A 17708-nucleotide genomic window follows, 5' to 3' on the forward strand; every position below is an offset into this window, starting at 1 on the left:
TTGAAAGCGTATCTATGAGAATCGGACGCCGACCGCCCAAAGTTTCGGTAATCATTCCAACCTATAACCTGGCAAGTTTGTTGCCTCTGACTATCAACAGTGTTTTGGAACAAACTTACCCCGACCTGGAAACCATTGTCGTGGACGACGGCTCAACCGACAACACGCCCGAGGTGATGGAGCGTTACTCCGGGCGAGTGATCTATATTCGGCAACCCAACCAGGGGGTGGCGGCGGCCCGCAACACCGGCATTCGCGCCGCCAGCGGAGATTGCCTGATGTTCATGGATCACGATGATTTGTTGTTGCCTCACAAAGTTCAACGCCAGGTGGACGTGATGCAGGCCCGGCCCGACATCAGCTTCGTCCATTGTCGCTACTATCACATAGATGAGAAAGGCGCGCCGTTTGAAAAAGTCGGCCTCCTGCCTGAGGGGGACGTTTTAGCCCAGTTGATCATCGGTGATTTTGTCTGGGTGGGCGGCCCTCTGATTCGCCGGGAGTGTCTTGAGCGCGTCGGGTTGTTTGATGAAGAGAATCCCTGGAGCGCTGACTGGGACATGTGGCTTCGGATTGCGCGAACCGGCTACGCCTTCGCCTGTGTACAGGAGCCGCTCGGGTCTTACCGGATCTTATCAAGCAGTATGACTGGCAACGTGCTCAAGCTGGAACAGGGGGCCATTCGAGTCCTGGACAAGGCCTTTGCCGACCCGGCGTTGCCCGCCGACATTGTGGCTCGGAAATCTCTTGCTTACGGGCACACCCGCTTCTGGCTGAGTTGCCGTTACTACGCGGCTGGCGCCTGGGAGGACGCCGGGCGGAACTTTAGCCAGGCGCTGGCGCTCCACCCCCAATTTTTGTCGCGCATGAATGAGATGGCGCAAATGCTGGCCGATGATGCTTTGAGCCTGCGGGTGACGGAGCCGCTCGGATTTTTAGAAGGCGTTTTTGCTCATCTACCGCCCGAACACGAGGCGTTCCGGCGGCGTCAATCAATGATCTTTGAGAAAACCTACTTAGGTCTCGCGCTTCGCAATTACGCCCTGGGCAACGTTGATGAGGGGAAACGCTTTCTAGCCGCCGCCCTAAAACAGAATCCGGCGCTGCGGGAAAACCCCGAGGACTTTGGCTCGTCGCTTTATTATCACGCCATGCGCCTGCCGTCCAACTCACCTCATCAATTCGTGGACAGAGTTCTCCAGAACTTGCCCGATGGCGCGCAACGGCTGGCGGCAGTTCGGCAACACGTGATCGGTGATGTGAGCATCGGGAACGCGTTTCAAGATTACTTTTCCGGGCTTCGTCTTTCCGTCGTGAGACAAGTTTTAACCGGGATCAGATGCCGACCGTCATGGCTAAAGAACCGGGGCGTCTGGTCAATCTTTTTGAAGTCGTTGACGGGGTGGCCGACAACAGGGCATGTTTCGCAGGCTCGTCCGTCAGCTTAACCCTGTTGCCTATAGTTCTATACCAATGACTCAGCCATGCGTTTCCATAGTCATCCCGACTTACAACCATGATCGCTTCGTATGTGATGCAATTGATAGCGCCCTGGCGCAAACCTACCCTGAGGTTGAAGTGGTCGTGGTTGATGACGGTTCTACCGACCACACACGAGATCGGGTAACTCAGTATGCAGGCCGGATTATTTACATCTATCAAGAAAATAAAGGCTTGTCGGAGGCGCGAAACGCGGGCGTCAGAGCCGCACACGGCGAACTCTTTCTTTTTTTGGACGCCGACGACCGAATCCCAGCTAGCAAGCTGGCGTTACAGGTGCCTCTTTTCGAGAATAGACCTGAGTTGGGCTTGGTCTATTCAGGCTTTCAGTATGTTGATGAATCCGGCATCCAGGTTTTAGGCGTCGTCAGGCCCAACAAACAAGGGCAAGTGCTTCGGGATTTGTTGCGCCGTACTTTCTTCTTTCCTCCGGGCGCGGCAGTTGTGCGTCGAGAGTGTCTGAACCAAGTGGGATTGTTTGATCCGGTATGTTCGTCGGCGGCGGACACAGACTTGTGGATACGGATTGCGAGAGCCGGATATGCTTTTGGGTATGTTGACGAGCCTTTGTTCCAATATCGCGTCGTTAAAGACAGCATGTCGCGCGATCATCGCAAACAGGCCCGGCATGAATTAATTCGACTCGAAAAGTTCTTCTCCGACACAGAGTTGCCTGATGATATCAAAAAACTTCAGCCGGAAGCCTATAGCGTTTTGCATTACGAGTTTGCCGCCAAGCATTTCTCTGCCGGTCAAATTGAACTCGCCCAGGGACACCTTCAACAAGCGATCGCCCTCTGCCCGGCCCTGGCTTCAGATAAGGAATGGTTGCTGGAGTGGATAGCGGGCTTTGCTCTGGAACGTTACCCTGATACTGCTCACCAGATAATTGATTCGATCTTTGATAACCTGCCGCCCGAAGCAAACACCTTGCGAACTTTGCGCCGCCGGGCGTTTGGCCGCTACCACGTGGCCGCCGCCTTTTCTGAGCACCAAAACCGTCATCTGAAAAACGTCCGCAGGCATATCCTCCCGGCCCTGTTGGGCGACCCTGGAATCATTCAGAATCGTGGTTTCATCAGCATCGCCATTAAGTCGCTACTCGCCTGATTCGTATGACGCGCAACCTTCCAGAACAGCGCCCCGCGTTTTGCCCTTCGGTTAGCGTCATCATCCCGGTTTATAACGGAGCAGAGACGATAGCCGCTTGCCTGGAAAGCCTGCTTCAGCAGGAATATCCTGCCGGTGCTTACGACGTCATCGTCGTTGAGAACGGCTCAACCGATAATACCAGCCGGATCGTAGAAAAGTATCCGGTTCGCCTCTTTCATAGCGAGAAGCGCGGCCCGGCCTCGGCCCGAAACTTTGGCCTGGCCCAAAGCCAGGCCGACATCATCGCCTTCACCGACGCCGACTGTATTGCCGATCCGAACTGGCTTGCAGAGCTGGTTAAACCTTACGCCGAGGCCGAAATTGGCGGCGTGGGCGGATCAATCCTGGCTCACGTCCACCCGGCTCAGACATTAGTAGAAAAATTCTCCGAAGAACACTCGCCGCTCGTAAACTTTATCAGCGGCGCAGGCGAGTTCCTGCCCCATCTTTACACAGCCAACGCTTCCTATCGCCGCCCACTCCTTGAGGCCGTCGGCGGCTTCAACGCCTGCCTCATCACGGGCGAAGATGTTGACTTGGCATGGCGGCTTCAACTTCAGAATCGGGTCAGGCTGGGCTTTGCGTCACAGGCCATCATCTATCATCAACATCGGTCAACGAAGGCCGGGCTGGCGCGCCAGTATCGCCAATATGGCTTTGGCGAAATTTTACTGGACACGCTCTATGGAAAGCATTCGGGCTATCCACGAACCAGAGGTTTTCAACTGCGCCGCATTTTGTCGCAAATGGCCGCTTTGCCACGTTATGCGATTTCAGTTCTGCTTCGCCAGACTCGTTTAATGCTCAAGCAGATCAACCGTTACGAAGCAACGGCGCCGGCACTATGGTTTTTAATTGAAAGCAACAACGTCCGGGGCAAGCTGGATGCGTTGTTCGCGACCCGGTTTATGACTGATGCCCGGCCAATATTGCAGACAGAGGCGGCGATACTCATCACCCGATACTTTCCTCAGGGAAAAGAATAGTCGGCACAATGATGACGATACCTTGACCAATCTTTGGCGGCTCAAGTGTAGAGTCCTGCGAGTGAAGCTGTAATTCGCCCTTCTTCGCAGAGGTGAAAAATCCCGCGAGGAAGCTTTTGTTTTTGGAGCGGGTCTTCGCATTAAAGGAGTGTTTAGTGGCCGAGTTAGCGCCAAAAGGCAACCGCTCGCCGGACCTAAGGCAGATCATCGCCAAGAACGTTGTCGTGGTCACGGCGGGCAATACGGCTCTCAAAGCCGCAAATTTTCTCTTCAACGTCTACGTGATTCGCCGCCTGGGCGATCATCGTTTCGGCCAATATTCAATTGTGCTGGCGTTTGTCGGCCTGTTCCAGATTTTCGCCGAGCTTGGTATCTCGCAGTATGTCATGCGCGAGATCGCCCGCGACCGAAGCAAGACGCCCGTCCTTTTTTGGAATCTGGTGGCATTGCGCTTCCTGTTGGCGATTGCCGGCGTCATTGGCATCACCCTGGCCGCTTCAACGCGCTACTCGCCGGAATTGGTGTTAGGCATCTTCATCTACACCTGCGGCTTTTTGTTGTCGGCTTTTGAAGCCTCTCTGAACATCGTCATCTTTGCCAACGAACGCCTGGATTACGCCACCATCATTGGTATCCTGGGCCAGGTTGTCTCGCTGATGCTGGGAACACTTTTTATGTTTCTCGGCCTGAGTTACATTTGGCTGATCGTCGCCGGCCTGATCAGCATGTTGCCGCAGATCTGGTTGGGGACGCGGGTGATCCGGAAGCACAACATGGTCAACCTGAAGTTTCAGGTAGACCCAAAGGTGTGGCCGACACTGATTCGGGCCGGCCTGCCGTTCGGCATTATTTCGCTGGCGTTGACGATTGCCTTCAGCATTGACACGGTGATGCTCTCGATGTTTGTGCGCGAGAATGAGGTCGGCTGGTATAACGTTGCCTATAACCTGGCCCGGGCGTTGTTGTTCTTCTTTGGCGGCTTTGCCACCGCCATTGTGCCCTCGCTGACGCGAGCTTATGCCAACGATGCGGCTGAAGTCGAGCGCTGGTATTATCGCTCGGTGAAGCTCATTATGCTCTCGTCTCTGCCAATTGCCGTAGGCGGCATGATGGTGGCCTTCCCCCTCATCCGGTTTTTATACACTAACGAGTTTTTGCCCTCGGCCCTGGGGTTGCAGATTTTGATCTGGGATGTGCCGCTGTTGATGTTCACCGGATTCTGCGGCAACATGACGACGATTGTCGGCGAAGAGCGGGCCGCGGCCCGCATCTACACCATCAATGCCCTGGCCAACATCATCCTGAATCTATATGCAATTCCGCGCTACGGTATGGTTGGCGCGGCGCTGGTCACGGTGATAACTGACCTCATTGGCGCGTTGCAGTTTCATTTCCTGCTCCGGCGCAAGTTGCACCTGCCCAACATGGTTTCGGTGGGAACCCGGGTGGTTTTGGCGGCAACGATGATGGGGGTCGCCGTCTACGCAATGGGCGACCTGAACTTTTTTATCATCATCGGGCTGGGGGCAGTCGTTTACAGCGCCCTGGTGCTGGCTTTGCGCCTGCTGGACGAAAAAGAATGGGCGCTAATCAAGCGCCTGGCGCAGAAATTTACAGGCTCTCAACCGACAAAAGAGGCGGCCTGACCTTGAGAGACTCAGGAAGATGACATGAAGATTTTGATGGCTGTTCACCACTTTCCTCCTCGCTACAAAGGGGGCGCAGAGTGGGAGACTCACCGGCGAGCCAATGCCTTACAGGCGCGCGGCCACCAGGTGCGGGTCGTAAGCGTGGAGCGGATAGACGCCGGGCCGGAGCAAGGTGTGTCCTGGGAAGACGACGAGTTCGATGGTGTGAAAGTCCGCCGCCTCTCGTTCAAGATGGCGGCGGCTCCCGATCCCTTCCGTTGGGAATACGACAATTTGTGGATCGGCGATCACCTGAGTCAATTGATAACGGAAGATCGGCCCGATATTTTTCACCTCATCAGCGGCTATTTGATGTCGGGCCGGGCTTTGCTTGCCGCCCGTGAACTCGGGATCCCATCGCTGGTGTCGCTCACCGATTTCTGGTTTTTGTGCCGCCGGATCACAATGTTACGCAGTGACGGGAGTCTTTCGACCTTGCCGATCAGCCCGATGTCGTGCGCTCGCTGTTTGGGCGAAGAGAAGCGCCGCTACAGCCTGCCAAACAAGTTTGCGCCCGGCTTGATGGATGTTTTCTGGCAGACGCAGAAGAAAGAGATCGGCCAGTTTGAAGCGCGGATGAATTTTTTGAAGAAGGCCTTGTCTCAAGTCAACGGCGTCATCAGCCCGTCCAGGTTTTTGCAGTCGGTTTACGTTGACTGGGGTGTGCCCCAAGAAAAGATTTTTTTCTCGCGTCAGGGGCGCGACTTCCCTGATTTGCCGACCGGCGCGCTGGGCAAGAAGCCGTCAGACACGTTACGTGTCGGCTACCTGGGCCAGGTCACTCACCTCAAGGGTGTTCATGTCCTGATTGAGGCGGTGAAACGCCTGCCGAACTTGCCCATCAGTCTTGAAGTGCATGGCGACCTCTCTCATTTTCCCCATTACGTGTCTCAGTTGCGCCAGTTGATTGGCAACGATAGTCGAATCCGCTTAGCCGGGCCTTACAACCGCCGGAGCGAGTTGACTCGGGTGATGCAAAACCTGGATGTCACCGTGGTGCCATCGCTCTGGTACGAGAACAGCCCAAATGTGATTTTGGAGTCGTTTGCTCACCAGACGCCGGTGCTGGCTTCAGATATGGGCGGGATGTCGGAGCTGGTGCAGGAAGGCGTCAGCGGTTTGCTCTTCAAGCTGGGCGATGCAGGCGACCTGGCCCGGAAACTGCGCTGGTTGTTGGATGAACCCGATCTGCTGGTGAAGTTGAGAGCCGGCATCCGGCCGACGAAGACGGTGGCTCAGGAAATGGACCAGCTTGAAGCGGTATACTGCCAAATTGTCGGCGGCGGCCCCATTCAGATCGATCAACTGCCTCAATGACATCGCCCCGTGTCGCCATCATCATCCTGAACTGGAACGGCCTCAAGGATACGCTGGCCTGTCTCGAGTCGTTGACCAGGCTCGACTATCCCTCATTCGAATTGGCAGTGGTGGACAACGGTTCGACCGACGACTCGGTTGCCAGGATTGGCGCCGCACACCCGGCTGTGGTCCTGATTGAAATCGGCGAGAACTTGGGCTACGTAGGCGGCAATAATGCGGGCCTCAAACATGCCCAGACCATTGCGGCAGATTACGCCCTCTTGCTCAACAATGACACAGAAGTTGATCCGGGATTCTTGAAGGCTTTGGTGGATGTTGCCGAGAGTGACCCAAAAGTCGGGATCGTTGGGCCAATGATTTACTACTACGATCAGCCAGACGTAATTTGGTCGGCAGGCGGGGCCATTGATTGGAGCAAGGGCCTCACCTGGATGATGGGCCTCAACGAGCGCGAGCAGGGACAATTTGGGACGCAACCCCGCCCGGTGAGCTTTGTCACCGGTTGTGCCTTGCTGATCAAGATGCCGATCGTCGAACAGGTGGGCCTGCTTGACGACCGTTTCTTTGCTTATTACGAAGAGACCGAGTGGTGCGTGCGCGTGACCCGCGCCGGCTACAAGATTCTTCACGTGCCCTCAGCCAAACTCTGGCACAAAATTTCTCCGGTGGCGCGGGCGGCCTCCCCGACCGTTCATTACTATATGACGCGCAACCGGCTGTTGTTTTTAAAGTCGGCCCGGGCCGGCTGGCGAGCCTGGTTGCATACGCTGGTCTTTGAATATGCGCGAACCTTGTTCAGTTGGAGCGTCCGCCCAAAATGGCGCGGGATGCGCGCTCAACGAAATGTGATGTTGAAGGCCATCGGCGATTACTTCACAGGCCGCGTCGGGCGAGTCTCGCTGAGATAACGCTTTTAGTACCCTTATGCTACCGGGCGTAATTCGTCAGCGGGCCTGCAATTTGATCCGGCAATACTGACTATACTTTGACCAATCTTTGGCGGCGCGGGCTTAGAGTCTAAATGGCATACCCTTGAGTTGTCCTTCTTCGTAGAGGTGGAAAATCCCGCGAAGAAGCTTTTGTTTTATTGGGCTTGGTGAGAGATGAGACTTCTTTGGCTGTCGCGCTGGTTTCCATACCCACCAGATAACGGATCTAAAATCCGCATCTTCAATCTGCTTAAATATCTGTCTGTGAAGCATGAAGTGGATTTGATTTCGTTTGCTTCGGAAGATGTGACCGACGAACATCTGGCCGCCCTGCGCCGGTTTTGCCGCCGGGTGAATGTGGCGCCGTACCGACCTTTTCAGCCTAGCGGCGCCAAAGCCTTGCTCGGCTATTTCTCACTCAAACCGCGTTCTATTGTTGACACCCACGACGCCGAATTACAACAGCTTGTGGCGCAAGCCGGGCGTGAGCGATCCTACGACGCCGTCATCGCTTCCCAGCTTGACATGGCTCAATACGCCCTCGCTTTGCCTGAGGCAACTCGAATCTTTGAGGAAGTTGAACTCACCACGCTTTATGAACGATTTGCCAAACAGGAGCGATTGTCCAAAAAATTATCGGGCGGGCTGACGTACTGGAAGACCTCGAACTATGTGGCCGATCTGTTGAAAGGCTTCGCCGGTTGCACCGTCGTCTCGGAACCGGAACGTGAGCGTGTGCGTCGGGCATCGCCCTTTTATGCGCCCATTAAAGTTGTGCCCAACGGCGTGGATATTGTGGCTTATAGCGGCAACTTCGGCCCGCCCGAGCCCGACACCCTGGTGTATTCCGGCGCGCTGACTTACGACGCCAATTTTGACGCCGTTGACTTTTTCCTGCGCGAAGTTTTCCCTATCATCCAGGCCCGGCGATCCAAAGTCAAACTGTCGGTGACGGGCAAGCTGGATGGTGTGCCGGTGGATCGGTTGCCTCTTAATAGCGGCGTAACCTTCACCGGCTACCTTGATGACATCCGGCCCCGGGTGGCGCGCAGTTGGGTGAATGTGGTGCCGCTGAGGGTGGGGGGCGGAACCCGGCTCAAGATTCTAGAGTCGCTGGCCCTGGGCACGCCGGTGGTCGCCACTCGCAAGGGAGTCGAGGGCCTCGATCTGGTTTCGGGCCGCGACATCCTGATCGCCGACACCCCGTCAGAGTTTTCCAAAGCCGTGCTGAGTCTGCTGGACGACCCGGCGTTGCGCGAAACTTTGAGCCGCAACGGACGGCGAGCGGTGGCGGCCAAATATGATTGGCAAATCGTGGGCCAGATGCTGAATGAGTTTGTGGAACGTCTGACAGCCAAGCCCAATCCTCCTCGTCGGGAAGCTGAGAACCATGAGCACTATCAACATCAAACCAACTGAGTACCGCATTATCCAGGGCTACAAGTCTCGGCCCGTCGAGTTTGACCCGGTGAAGACCAAGCGCCTTGCCGTGATTGGCGGGGTGCTGATGCTGTCGGTTCTGGCGGGCACGATCCTGGGCGGTGTTGATCCGCTGTATGGCCTGGTAGTCGTGGCCGCGCCTCTGGCGGTGGTAGGGCTGTTGTATTTCCTGGGCCGGTTTGACCTGGCGCCGTTGTTAGTGTTGCTGGCGGCGGCCTTTCTGCCGGTGGGCGTTCCCACTGGCACCGGCAGTAAGCTGGTGGCCAGCCTGGTGCTGACGCTGGTGTTTACTGGCATCTGGTTTATGCGGATGGTAGCGGTGGAGAAGCGGTTTTATCTGGAGCCAACCTCGTTGAACATCCCTCTGTTCGGCTTCATGATTGCTACGGTTGTGTCTCTGTTGTGGAGCAATCTCTTGCGTGACCCGCTGGTAAACTGGCGCACTTTTTCGCCGGTGCAACTTGCCTCAACTGTGGTGATGATCATGCTCCCTGGCGCATTTCTGCTGATGATCAACCACGTCAAGAGCCGGCAGGTATTGATGGGAATGACGGGCCTGATGCTTCTGGCCGGGACGATCGGGCTGGTCAAGCAATATGAAATTGTTTACTTGCCAATCAACACCGGCGGCATGTTCACCATGTGGATCATCAGCCTGTCTGCCGGGCTGGCTATTTTCTGGAAACGGTTGCACCCGTTTGGGCGACTGATTTTGTTGGGCCTGACCGGCGTCTGGGTGATCTGGGGCTTCGTTCTGCATATCTCCTGGCTGGCCGGCTGGTTGCCCGGCTTGGCCGCCCTCGGCGTGCTAACCGCCATGCGCTCGAAGAAGATGCTAATCGCCATTGCCCTCGTCGGCGCAGTCATATTCTTCTTCAATTCAGATTACTACCTGGGCAAGGTGTTGGGCAATGAATCAAATGAAAGCGGCGGCACCCGCCTGGCCGCCTGGGAAGTGAACTGGCGCGTGACCGGCCAGCATTTGCTTTTTGGCACCGGCCCGGCCGGCTACGCCTCCTACTATATGTCCTACTTTCCTCACGATGCGATGGCAACCCACAGCAACTACGTTGATATTGTGGCTGAGACCGGCCTTGTCGGCTTCGCGTTCTACATTTGGTTCTTTATTGCCCTGACCTGGAAGGGCTACAAGCTTTGTCTCCGCCTCAAAAACCGGGGCGACTTCTACGAAAGCCTGGCCAACGCCGCCCTGGCCGGAACTGTGGCCGGCATTGTGGCCATGGCTATCGGCGACTGGCTGATCCCCTTTGCTTACACCCAGACCATTGCCGGCTTCGACTATTCGGTATACTGCTGGCTATTCATGGGCGCGATTGTCGTCATTGACAAGCTGACAAAGGAAGAAGTTGCCGCCGGGAAACCCGCCATTGCCGTTCAGCCCGCCCAAGCTCAATGACCACCCTCGACGTCTCGATCATCATCCTCAACTGGAACACCCGCGATCTGTTGGCCGATTGTCTCGGTTCCATTGCTCTGACCAGCGGCGCGCTCAAGGTTGAAACCATCGTCGTGGACAACAATTCCAGCGACGGCAGTCAGGCGATGGTGCAAGAGCAATTCCCTGAAGTGCGCCTGATTCAGAATCAACACAACGTCGGTTTTGCCAAAGGCAATAATCAGGCCATGGAGACGATGCAGGGGCGTTACGCCCTGTTGTTTAACAGTGACGCTCTGGCCACACCCGGCTCGATTCAGGCTCTGATTGAACTGGCCGACTCGCAACCCCGCGCCGGTATCGTCGGGGCGCTGTTGGTAAACCCCGACGGTAGCTTCCAGGCCTCGCACACGCCGTTCCCCAATCTGTGGCAGGAGTTTCTCATCCTCAGCGGGTTGGGCCGACTCTTGCATAGACGCTGGTATCCCAGCAAAGGGCCGGAAGAAGCCAAAGGCCCGCAAAAAGTAGATTATGTGGAAGGCGCGTGCTTGCTGGTTCGCCGCGAGGCCTTTGAACAGGCCGGCGGCCTGGACGAGGGCTACTTCATGTATGCCGAGGAAGTGGACTGGTGCTATGCCATGAAGAAGGCAGGCTGGCAGGTCTGGTATCAGCCCAAATCGCGCATCGTTCATTACGGCGGCGGCAGCAGCAAAAACCGCCGCACCCAGCGCGAAGCCGACCTCTATCGCAGTCGCGTCCGATTCTTCCGCAAGCATTACGGGAATGCCGCCGCCTCGGCCCTCAAATTCCTCATCTACACCCTCACCGCCGTGAAAATTGTGGCCCACCGTTTCCTGCGCCTCGTCAGCGGCAACCGCCGAGGCCGGCCTGTCGTCGGCATGGGCGATCTCATGGCCTCGCTTCGCGAAGTGTGATTCCCTCTCACATGAAGGTTCTCCTCCTCACCCAAGTTTTGCCATACCCGCCCGATAGCGGCCCCAAAGTCAAAACCCTCAACGTGCTCAAGTATCTGGCCCGCCATCACGAGGTCACGCTTGTCTCGTTCGTGCGCGGCGATCAATCGGCGGACGTGAAGCAGTTGGATCGCTACTGCCGGGCCATCCACACCGTGCCGATGGAACGAGCGGCGATCCACGACGCTTTAGCTATGGCCCGCAGTCTCCTCACCGGCCAGCCCTGGATGATGGTGCGCGACGACCGGGCCGCGATGCGGCAACTCGTTGACCGATTGTCCGCCGAGACTCGTTTCGACATTGCCCACGCCGACCAGCTCAATATGGCCCAATATGCCGAGCGCGTGAAGGGCGCGCGCAAAATTCTCGACGCTCACAACGCCCTCTGGCTTCTCTACAAGCGCCTGTGGCAAACCATGGGCAACGGCCTGCGAAAAATTTTGCTGGGCCGCGACTGGCAGTTGATCAAAAAGTACGAAGGCCGGACGTGCCGCGACTTTGACGCAGTGCTGGCGGTGAGTGATGAAGACAAGGCGGCGCTGGAGGAGGCAATGGGCCGCCGGGGCGGCATCACCGTGATCCCCATTGCCGTTGACACCGACGAACTGGCCCCGGTCAACCGCCTCCCCGACGCCGACCACATTCTGCACATTGGCACAATGTACTGGCCGCCGAACATTGACGGCATCTTGTGGTTCATTCGTGACATCTACTCGCGCATTCGGGCCGGGCGGCCTGGCGTGGAGTTTGACGTAGTCGGTGCGCGCCCGCCGCAGGAAATTGTGGAACTGGGCAAGAACGGCTCCGGCATCAACGTGACCGGGTACGTGGATGACCCAACGCCTTACCTGCAAAAGGCGGGGGCCATGGTGGTTCCGCTCCGGTCAGGCGGCGGGATGCGAGTCAAAATCCTCAACGCCCTCTCGCAAGGCCTGCCCATCGTCACCACGACTCTCGGCTGTGAAGGCATCGCCGTCGAACCCGGTAAACACGTGCTTGTCGCCGACACGCCCGAAGCGTTCGCCCAGGCCACCTTGCGTTTGCTCGAAGATAAGGCGCTGGCCGCCGAGTTGGGCCGCAACGGGCGGCAACTCATTCAGTCCACTTACGATTACCGGGCCGCCTGCCGCCCGCTTGACGCCGTGTATCAAGGTTCGAAGGAACGCAAATGAAGCAAACGTTGAACTGGATCACTCGCGAACGACTTAATACGCTAATGCTGTTTCTGCTGTTGCTGGCTTCTTACAGCTACACCTTCCCGCGTTGGGCCGACCCCAACCAGAACTCGCGGCTCGACATGGTCGTAGCCGTCGTGGACGATGGCACGTTTCAGATTGACAAGTACGTGGCGAACACGGTGGACTACGCCAAAGTCGGCGGCCACTACTACAGCGACAAAGCGCCGGGCGCGGCCTTTCTTGGCATTCCGGTTTACGCCGCTCTCAAAGTTGTTTTAGACTTGCCGGTGATAGACGGCCTGACAGAGCGGCTAGCAAACAGTTCGGCCTTTCAATCCACGTTGCGCTCCGAAGGCTCCGGTGTGCTGAAGGACAAGGTGCGGTTTGCCCTGGCGCAGGTCGCCATCACATTTGTCGTGGCCGCGATTCCCTCAGCCCTCATCGGCGTGATGATGTATCTTCTGCTGGCGAAGTTCACGGCCAGCGCCTGGCATCGCCTCAGTGTGGTTTTAATTTACGGCCTGCTCACTCCGGCGTTTGCTTATGCAACAGCCTTTTACGGCCACCAACTGAGCGCGGCGTTGTTGCTTGGCGCGTTCTATTTGATCTTCATGGCCGGCTCGACGCCCTCGACGAAATCATTGCTCTTCGTCGGACTCTTGTTGGGCTACAGCGTGGTGACGGAATACCCGTCGCTGTTGATGGTGGGCATTCTCTATCTTTACACCTTGCACCGGTTGAGCCGCCTCGGTCAGTGGAAGCGAATCGGTTGGGTGACGTTGACCGGCGCAGTTGTGGCCGCCGGTTGGATGTTCTACAACAAGACCGTGTTCGGCGGCTGGCTGAGTTTGGGCTACAGCAATTCCGAGTTATGGGTGGCGCAACATCACACCGGCTTTATGAGCCTGACCCTGCCGAGTTTGGCCGCCGTGTGGGGCATCACCTTTGGCGGGTTTCGCGGCCTGTTTGTGCTCTCGCCGATCCTGCTGTTGGCCTTCCCCGGCTTCTGGCTGTGGTGGAAGCGCGGCGAGCGCCGCGCCGAATTTTGGGTGGCGGTCGCCAGCGCCCTGAGCATCTTTCTGTTCAACTCCTCTTCGATCATGTGGTGGGGCGGCTTCTCAATTGGCCCGCGTTATCTTCTGCCCATGTTGCCCTTTATGACCCTGCCCCTCATCTTCGTCTTCCGGGAATGGCTGAACCAGGTTTGGGCGCGAGTGGCGGTTGCCACGTTGTCGCTCTGGTCTCTCTTTGCCCTTTGGGGTCTCACCCTGGCCGAGCAAGCCTTCCCCTCAGACGCCATCCGCAACCCGTTGATTGAGTATGCTTTGCCTAACTGGATAGCTGGTAACATTGCCCGCAACCTGGGAACGATTTTGGGTTTCAAGGGTGCGTCGAGCCTGCTGCCTCTGGCGGCTGTTCTGGCAGTGATCATGCTGGGCTGGTGGTGGCTGGGCCGCGGCCTCGAAGAACAGGTCCCGATGACTTCGCCCGTTTTGCCCGTTGCCCGAAATGTTCGCTAAAGCCAAAACTTCAGGTAAGCATTTATGAATGTAAATACGATTGATACGGTCGCCCGGCCTCGCGCCGCCGAAAATGAAGCTGAGGCCTCGGAGTGGCGGTTTGTCTTGGCCACCATCGCCTTCGTGCTGATCATCACCACCCTGCCATACATCTACGCTTACGCCTCGGCCCCGGCAGACAAGCAGTTCATGGGCATCATGCTCGACGTGCCTGACCACGGCCAATACTTTTCGTGGATGCGCGAACTGACGGATGCTAATCTCTCGGCCAACAAGCTCACGCCCGAAGCCAACGAGCCGCTGTTTTTCAACTTGCTGTGGTGGAGCATGGGGCGGCTGGGCCGTTTGCTGGGCCTGGGCTTCGACGGCATGTATCAGATCATGCGAGTGACGTTTGCCACACTCTTCCTGCTCGCCGTTTACCGGCTGTGCGCCTGGTTTTTCGCCGACAAGCTCATGCGCCGCACTGCATTTCTGGTGACGACGTTTACTTCCGGCTTTGGCTGGGTGCTCATCGTATTGAAATATACGCTCACCAGAGGCACGCTCCTCAACCCGCTCGACGTGTTTGTGGCCGAGGGCAACACCTTCCTGAGCATTTTGGGCTACCCGCACTTCGTGGGGGCGGCGCTGTTCATTTTTGTGTTTGACCTGATCCTGCGCGGGCAGGTGAAAGGGCAGTTGCGTTACGCAGTGGCCGCCGGTCTGGCCGCCCTCTTTTTAGGCTGGCAACATGCTTACGATCTGGTGACGGTCTACGCCATCATGCTGGCTTACGCGATTTTGCTCACGTTGCGAGATCGCCGCCTGCCCAGGTATATGATCTGGACGGGCATCATCGTCGGCCTGATCTCCTGTTCACCCGCCATTTACTCGGTCATCCTCACCAAAGTTGACCCGTTGTGGAAAGAAGTGCTGTCTCAGTTCGCCAACGCCGACGTGTACACGCCGCCTCTGTATCGCCTGCCCGTTCTTCTTGGCCCGGCTTTTCTCCTGGCTTTGTTCACGGCTCTCAAAGACAAACCGCTTCATCTCAAAGGTCTGAGCGATAACGACTTGTTCCTGAAAGGCTGGTTCTTTAGCACCTTCGTGCTGGTTTACCTGCCGGTGGATTATCAAATCCACCTCATCAATGGCTGGCAGGTGCCGATTGCCATTTTAGCGACTCAGGGCCTGTTCAAGTATGTGTTGCCCTGGGCCGAAAAGGCGGGGCAACAGAGGCGGCTCACCCTGTCGCCCGAAGCTTTGCGCCGCGCCCTGGCTCTCGCTTTGATCACCGTCATCCTGCCGACGAATTTGTATCTGTGGGCCTGGCGCTTCCTCGATCTTTCGCGGCACAGCTATCCGTTTTATTTGCACAAGGATGAAGTGACAGCGATGGCCTGGCTTGAAGCCAACGCCGACGGCGACAATGTGGTGTTGAGTTCGTTGGAGGTGGGGCAGTACATTCCGGCGTATGCCGGCACACACGCCTTTCTGGCGCACTGGGCGCAAACGCTCGACTTCTATGGCAAGACTGACATGGTGAATCAATTTTTTGCCGGGGACTCGAACGACGCCCGCCGCCAACAAATTCTGGTGTTATACAATGTGGATTACGTTTTCTACGGCCCGGCAGAGCAGGCGCTGGGCAACTTCTCGCCCGACACAGCCAGTTATCTCTCGCCCGCCTTCTCCAACTCGACGGTGAAAGTGTATGCGGTGAAACTGGCGACGCCTTAGATTGGGATTGGACGGATGAAAAACGCGCAAGCTCTTGACTCGACGGGAACGTCGGCGGCGACTCTCAAGCAATTGTTGGAACGCGATAACGTGGTGGCCGGCCTGCTCTTTCTGGCCGGTCTGGCGAGCCGCCTCTTGTTCCCCAGCCACATTCTTTATCATTGGGACTCGGTGAACTTTGCCTTTGCCATTAACGAGTTTAGTGTGGCGAAGGAGCAGCCGCAACCGCCGGGTTACATTGTGTACGTCTGGCTGACGCAGTTGGTGAACGCCGTGACTCGCGATGCGCAAATAACCATGCTGGCTATCAGCTTCATTGCCAGCGCCTTGTCGGTGGCGGCGTTGTTCTATTTGGGCCGCTCCATGTTCAGCCGCCGCGTGGGCGTGATCGCGGCCCTGTTGCTGGCCTCATCGCCGCTGTTCTGGTTTTACGGCGAGATTGCCTTGCCGCACACGCTTGACACGTTGCTGGTGATCGTCACCGTCTGGTGGTTTTACGAGACGATGAAGGGCAACCACCGTTTTCTGTACCCGGCCATCGTCGTGGCCGCTGTGGCCGGCGGGGTGCGCCAGCAAACCCTTATCTTCCTGGGGCCGCTGATGTTGTTTGCCATGCTCCGGGTGGGCTGGAAGCGATTCGTTATTTCAGGAATATTGGGCGCTGTCATTTCAGTGGCCTGGTTTGTGCCTCTCGTTACTTTGAACGGCGGCTTGCAGAATTACTTGCACGTCATGTCGGTCTTCAGCGATCGTTTTCAGAGCACCACCTCGGTGTTTGCGGGCGGCGGCTGGTTTGGCATCCGGCGCAACCTGATCAAGCTCACCTTGTACACAGCATACGGCTGGGGCGCGGCGCTGGCCGCGATGGGCGTTTATACTTTGGCCGGCCTCTGGCGGCGCAACTGGCCGACCGAATGGAAACGGGCCATCTTTTTGACTTTGTGGGTTGCGCCGACTGTGCTGTTTTATCTTTTTATCCACATGGGCCAGCAGGGGCTGGTGTTTGTTTACCTGCCCGCTTTGCTGTTGGTGAGCGCCGCCGGGCTGGAGTATTTGCTGTCGGCTCAAGCGCGCCGGCTGGCGGCGGCCACCGCGGCTCTGGTTCTTATCAATATTGGCGTCTTCGTTCTGGGGCCGGAGTATCCGCTTGGGCCTGACGCTCAGCGTTTGCTCACTCGCGAAACCCTTGTCAATTCCGATGAGTATTATCAAGCCCGGTTTGAGGCTATCAGAGAAAACTTTCCAGCCGGCACAACGCTCATTGTGGCCTCCAACTGGCGGCATGTGCAATACTATTTGCCGGAATACCGGCTGGCGCCATTTGGCATTGTGAGCAAATGGGAGTTGGGTGAAGGCTCGTTCAGGAACGACGTTGGACAGGAGGTGGCGGCCACCCCGGCTGAGATGGGTTTGCAACTTGACGCCGCCGGCCACGTCACCGTTATCATCTTTGATCCCGACCTGCTTGTTTTCAACGCCACGCCAAACCTGGTCAAGACACTGGCTGGCGGCCAACTGGCTTACATGGAACTGAGAGCAGACGATCAACTGGTTGTCAATGCCGAGTCGTATGGCATACTTACCCGGTAACATTTGTCGAAGAGAAGGTGCTTCAGGATGCTCAAGAAAACTTTTTGGTTGAAAGCAATAAAACTGCTTTCAATATTTGCGGTGCTGGCGTCTTTGTTGGCTTCGACCCTGCCGTCTTTTGGCCAGGCTTCAAACTGGACGGAGCCGTCGGTGATTTCTTTTGGCTGGTTCCCGGATATTACGGCAGACGCCTCGGGGCGGGTGCATCTGGTTTGGTCGTCGGGGACGGCGGGTTACAACGTGGTGTTGTATACCTCTTCAATGGACGGCGTCAACTGGAGCACGATCAACGACATTGCCGCCCTGCCAGACA

At 57.0% G+C, this 17708-nt stretch carries 14 protein-coding genes; all 14 read left to right on the forward strand.

Annotated features, from left to right (window positions below; all coding sequences use genetic code 11):
- Positions 1-14: 14 nt before the first annotated feature.
- Positions 15-1448, forward strand: coding sequence for a glycosyltransferase (locus HYZ49_13895; protein ID MBI3243377.1), 1434 nt, complete (start codon positions 15-17; stop codon positions 1446-1448).
- Positions 1420-2610 carry a glycosyltransferase gene (locus tag HYZ49_13900; GenBank protein MBI3243378.1) on the forward strand — a complete coding sequence of 397 codons (1191 nt, stop codon included), beginning with the start codon at positions 1420-1422 and terminating at the stop codon, positions 2608-2610. Before HYZ49_13895 ends, HYZ49_13900 begins: the two co-directional genes overlap by 29 nt.
- Positions 2611-2615: 5 nt before the next feature.
- Positions 2616-3638: a glycosyltransferase gene (locus HYZ49_13905; GenBank protein MBI3243379.1), complete on the forward strand. Its 1023-nt coding sequence runs from the start codon at positions 2616-2618 to the stop codon at positions 3636-3638.
- A 155-nt stretch (positions 3639-3793) separates the two neighbouring features.
- On the forward strand, positions 3794-5284 hold the full coding sequence (locus tag HYZ49_13910) for a flippase (GenBank protein MBI3243380.1): 1491 nt from the start codon (positions 3794-3796) through the stop codon (positions 5282-5284).
- A gap of 24 nt (positions 5285-5308) precedes the next feature.
- Positions 5309-6643 (forward strand): glycosyltransferase family 4 protein, encoded by a 1335-nt coding sequence (locus HYZ49_13915; protein MBI3243381.1) that lies wholly within the window; start codon positions 5309-5311, stop codon positions 6641-6643.
- A complete protein-coding gene (locus HYZ49_13920; protein MBI3243382.1) occupies positions 6640-7554 on the forward strand; it encodes a glycosyltransferase family 2 protein in 915 nt (304 codons plus the stop codon). Before HYZ49_13915 ends, HYZ49_13920 begins: the two co-directional genes overlap by 4 nt.
- Before the next feature lie 297 nt (positions 7555-7851).
- On the forward strand, positions 7852-8994 hold the full coding sequence (locus HYZ49_13925) for a glycosyltransferase (GenBank protein ID MBI3243383.1): 1143 nt from the start codon (positions 7852-7854) through the stop codon (positions 8992-8994).
- A complete protein-coding gene (locus HYZ49_13930) occupies positions 8966-10432 on the forward strand; it encodes an O-antigen ligase family protein (GenBank protein MBI3243384.1) in 1467 nt (488 codons plus the stop codon). The genes HYZ49_13925 and HYZ49_13930 overlap by 29 nt, the downstream gene beginning before the upstream one ends.
- Entirely contained in the window at positions 10429-11346 is a 918-nt protein-coding gene (locus HYZ49_13935) for a glycosyltransferase family 2 protein (protein MBI3243385.1), read from the forward strand. Before HYZ49_13930 ends, HYZ49_13935 begins: the two co-directional genes overlap by 4 nt.
- An 11-nt stretch (positions 11347-11357) precedes the next feature.
- Positions 11358-12557 (forward strand): glycosyltransferase, encoded by a 1200-nt coding sequence (locus HYZ49_13940; protein MBI3243386.1) that lies wholly within the window; start codon positions 11358-11360, stop codon positions 12555-12557.
- Positions 12554-14083 carry a hypothetical protein gene (locus HYZ49_13945; GenBank protein ID MBI3243387.1) on the forward strand — a complete coding sequence of 510 codons (1530 nt, stop codon included), beginning with the start codon at positions 12554-12556 and terminating at the stop codon, positions 14081-14083. Before HYZ49_13940 ends, HYZ49_13945 begins: the two co-directional genes overlap by 4 nt.
- Positions 14084-14107: 24 nt before the next feature.
- On the forward strand, positions 14108-15805 hold the full coding sequence (locus HYZ49_13950) for a hypothetical protein (GenBank protein MBI3243388.1): 1698 nt from the start codon (positions 14108-14110) through the stop codon (positions 15803-15805).
- 15 nt (positions 15806-15820) lie between these two features.
- Positions 15821-17395, forward strand: a complete 1575-nt coding sequence (locus HYZ49_13955) for a glycosyltransferase family 39 protein (GenBank protein ID MBI3243389.1) — start codon at positions 15821-15823, stop codon at positions 17393-17395.
- Positions 17396-17422: 27 nt separating this feature from the next.
- Positions 17423-17708 (forward strand): hypothetical protein (locus HYZ49_13960; GenBank protein ID MBI3243390.1); only part of this gene is annotated, 286 nt, incomplete at its 3' end.

The sequence above is a fragment of the Chloroflexota bacterium genome (assembly GCA_016197225.1).
GTDB lineage: Bacteria > Chloroflexota > Anaerolineae > Anaerolineales > VGOW01 > VGOW01.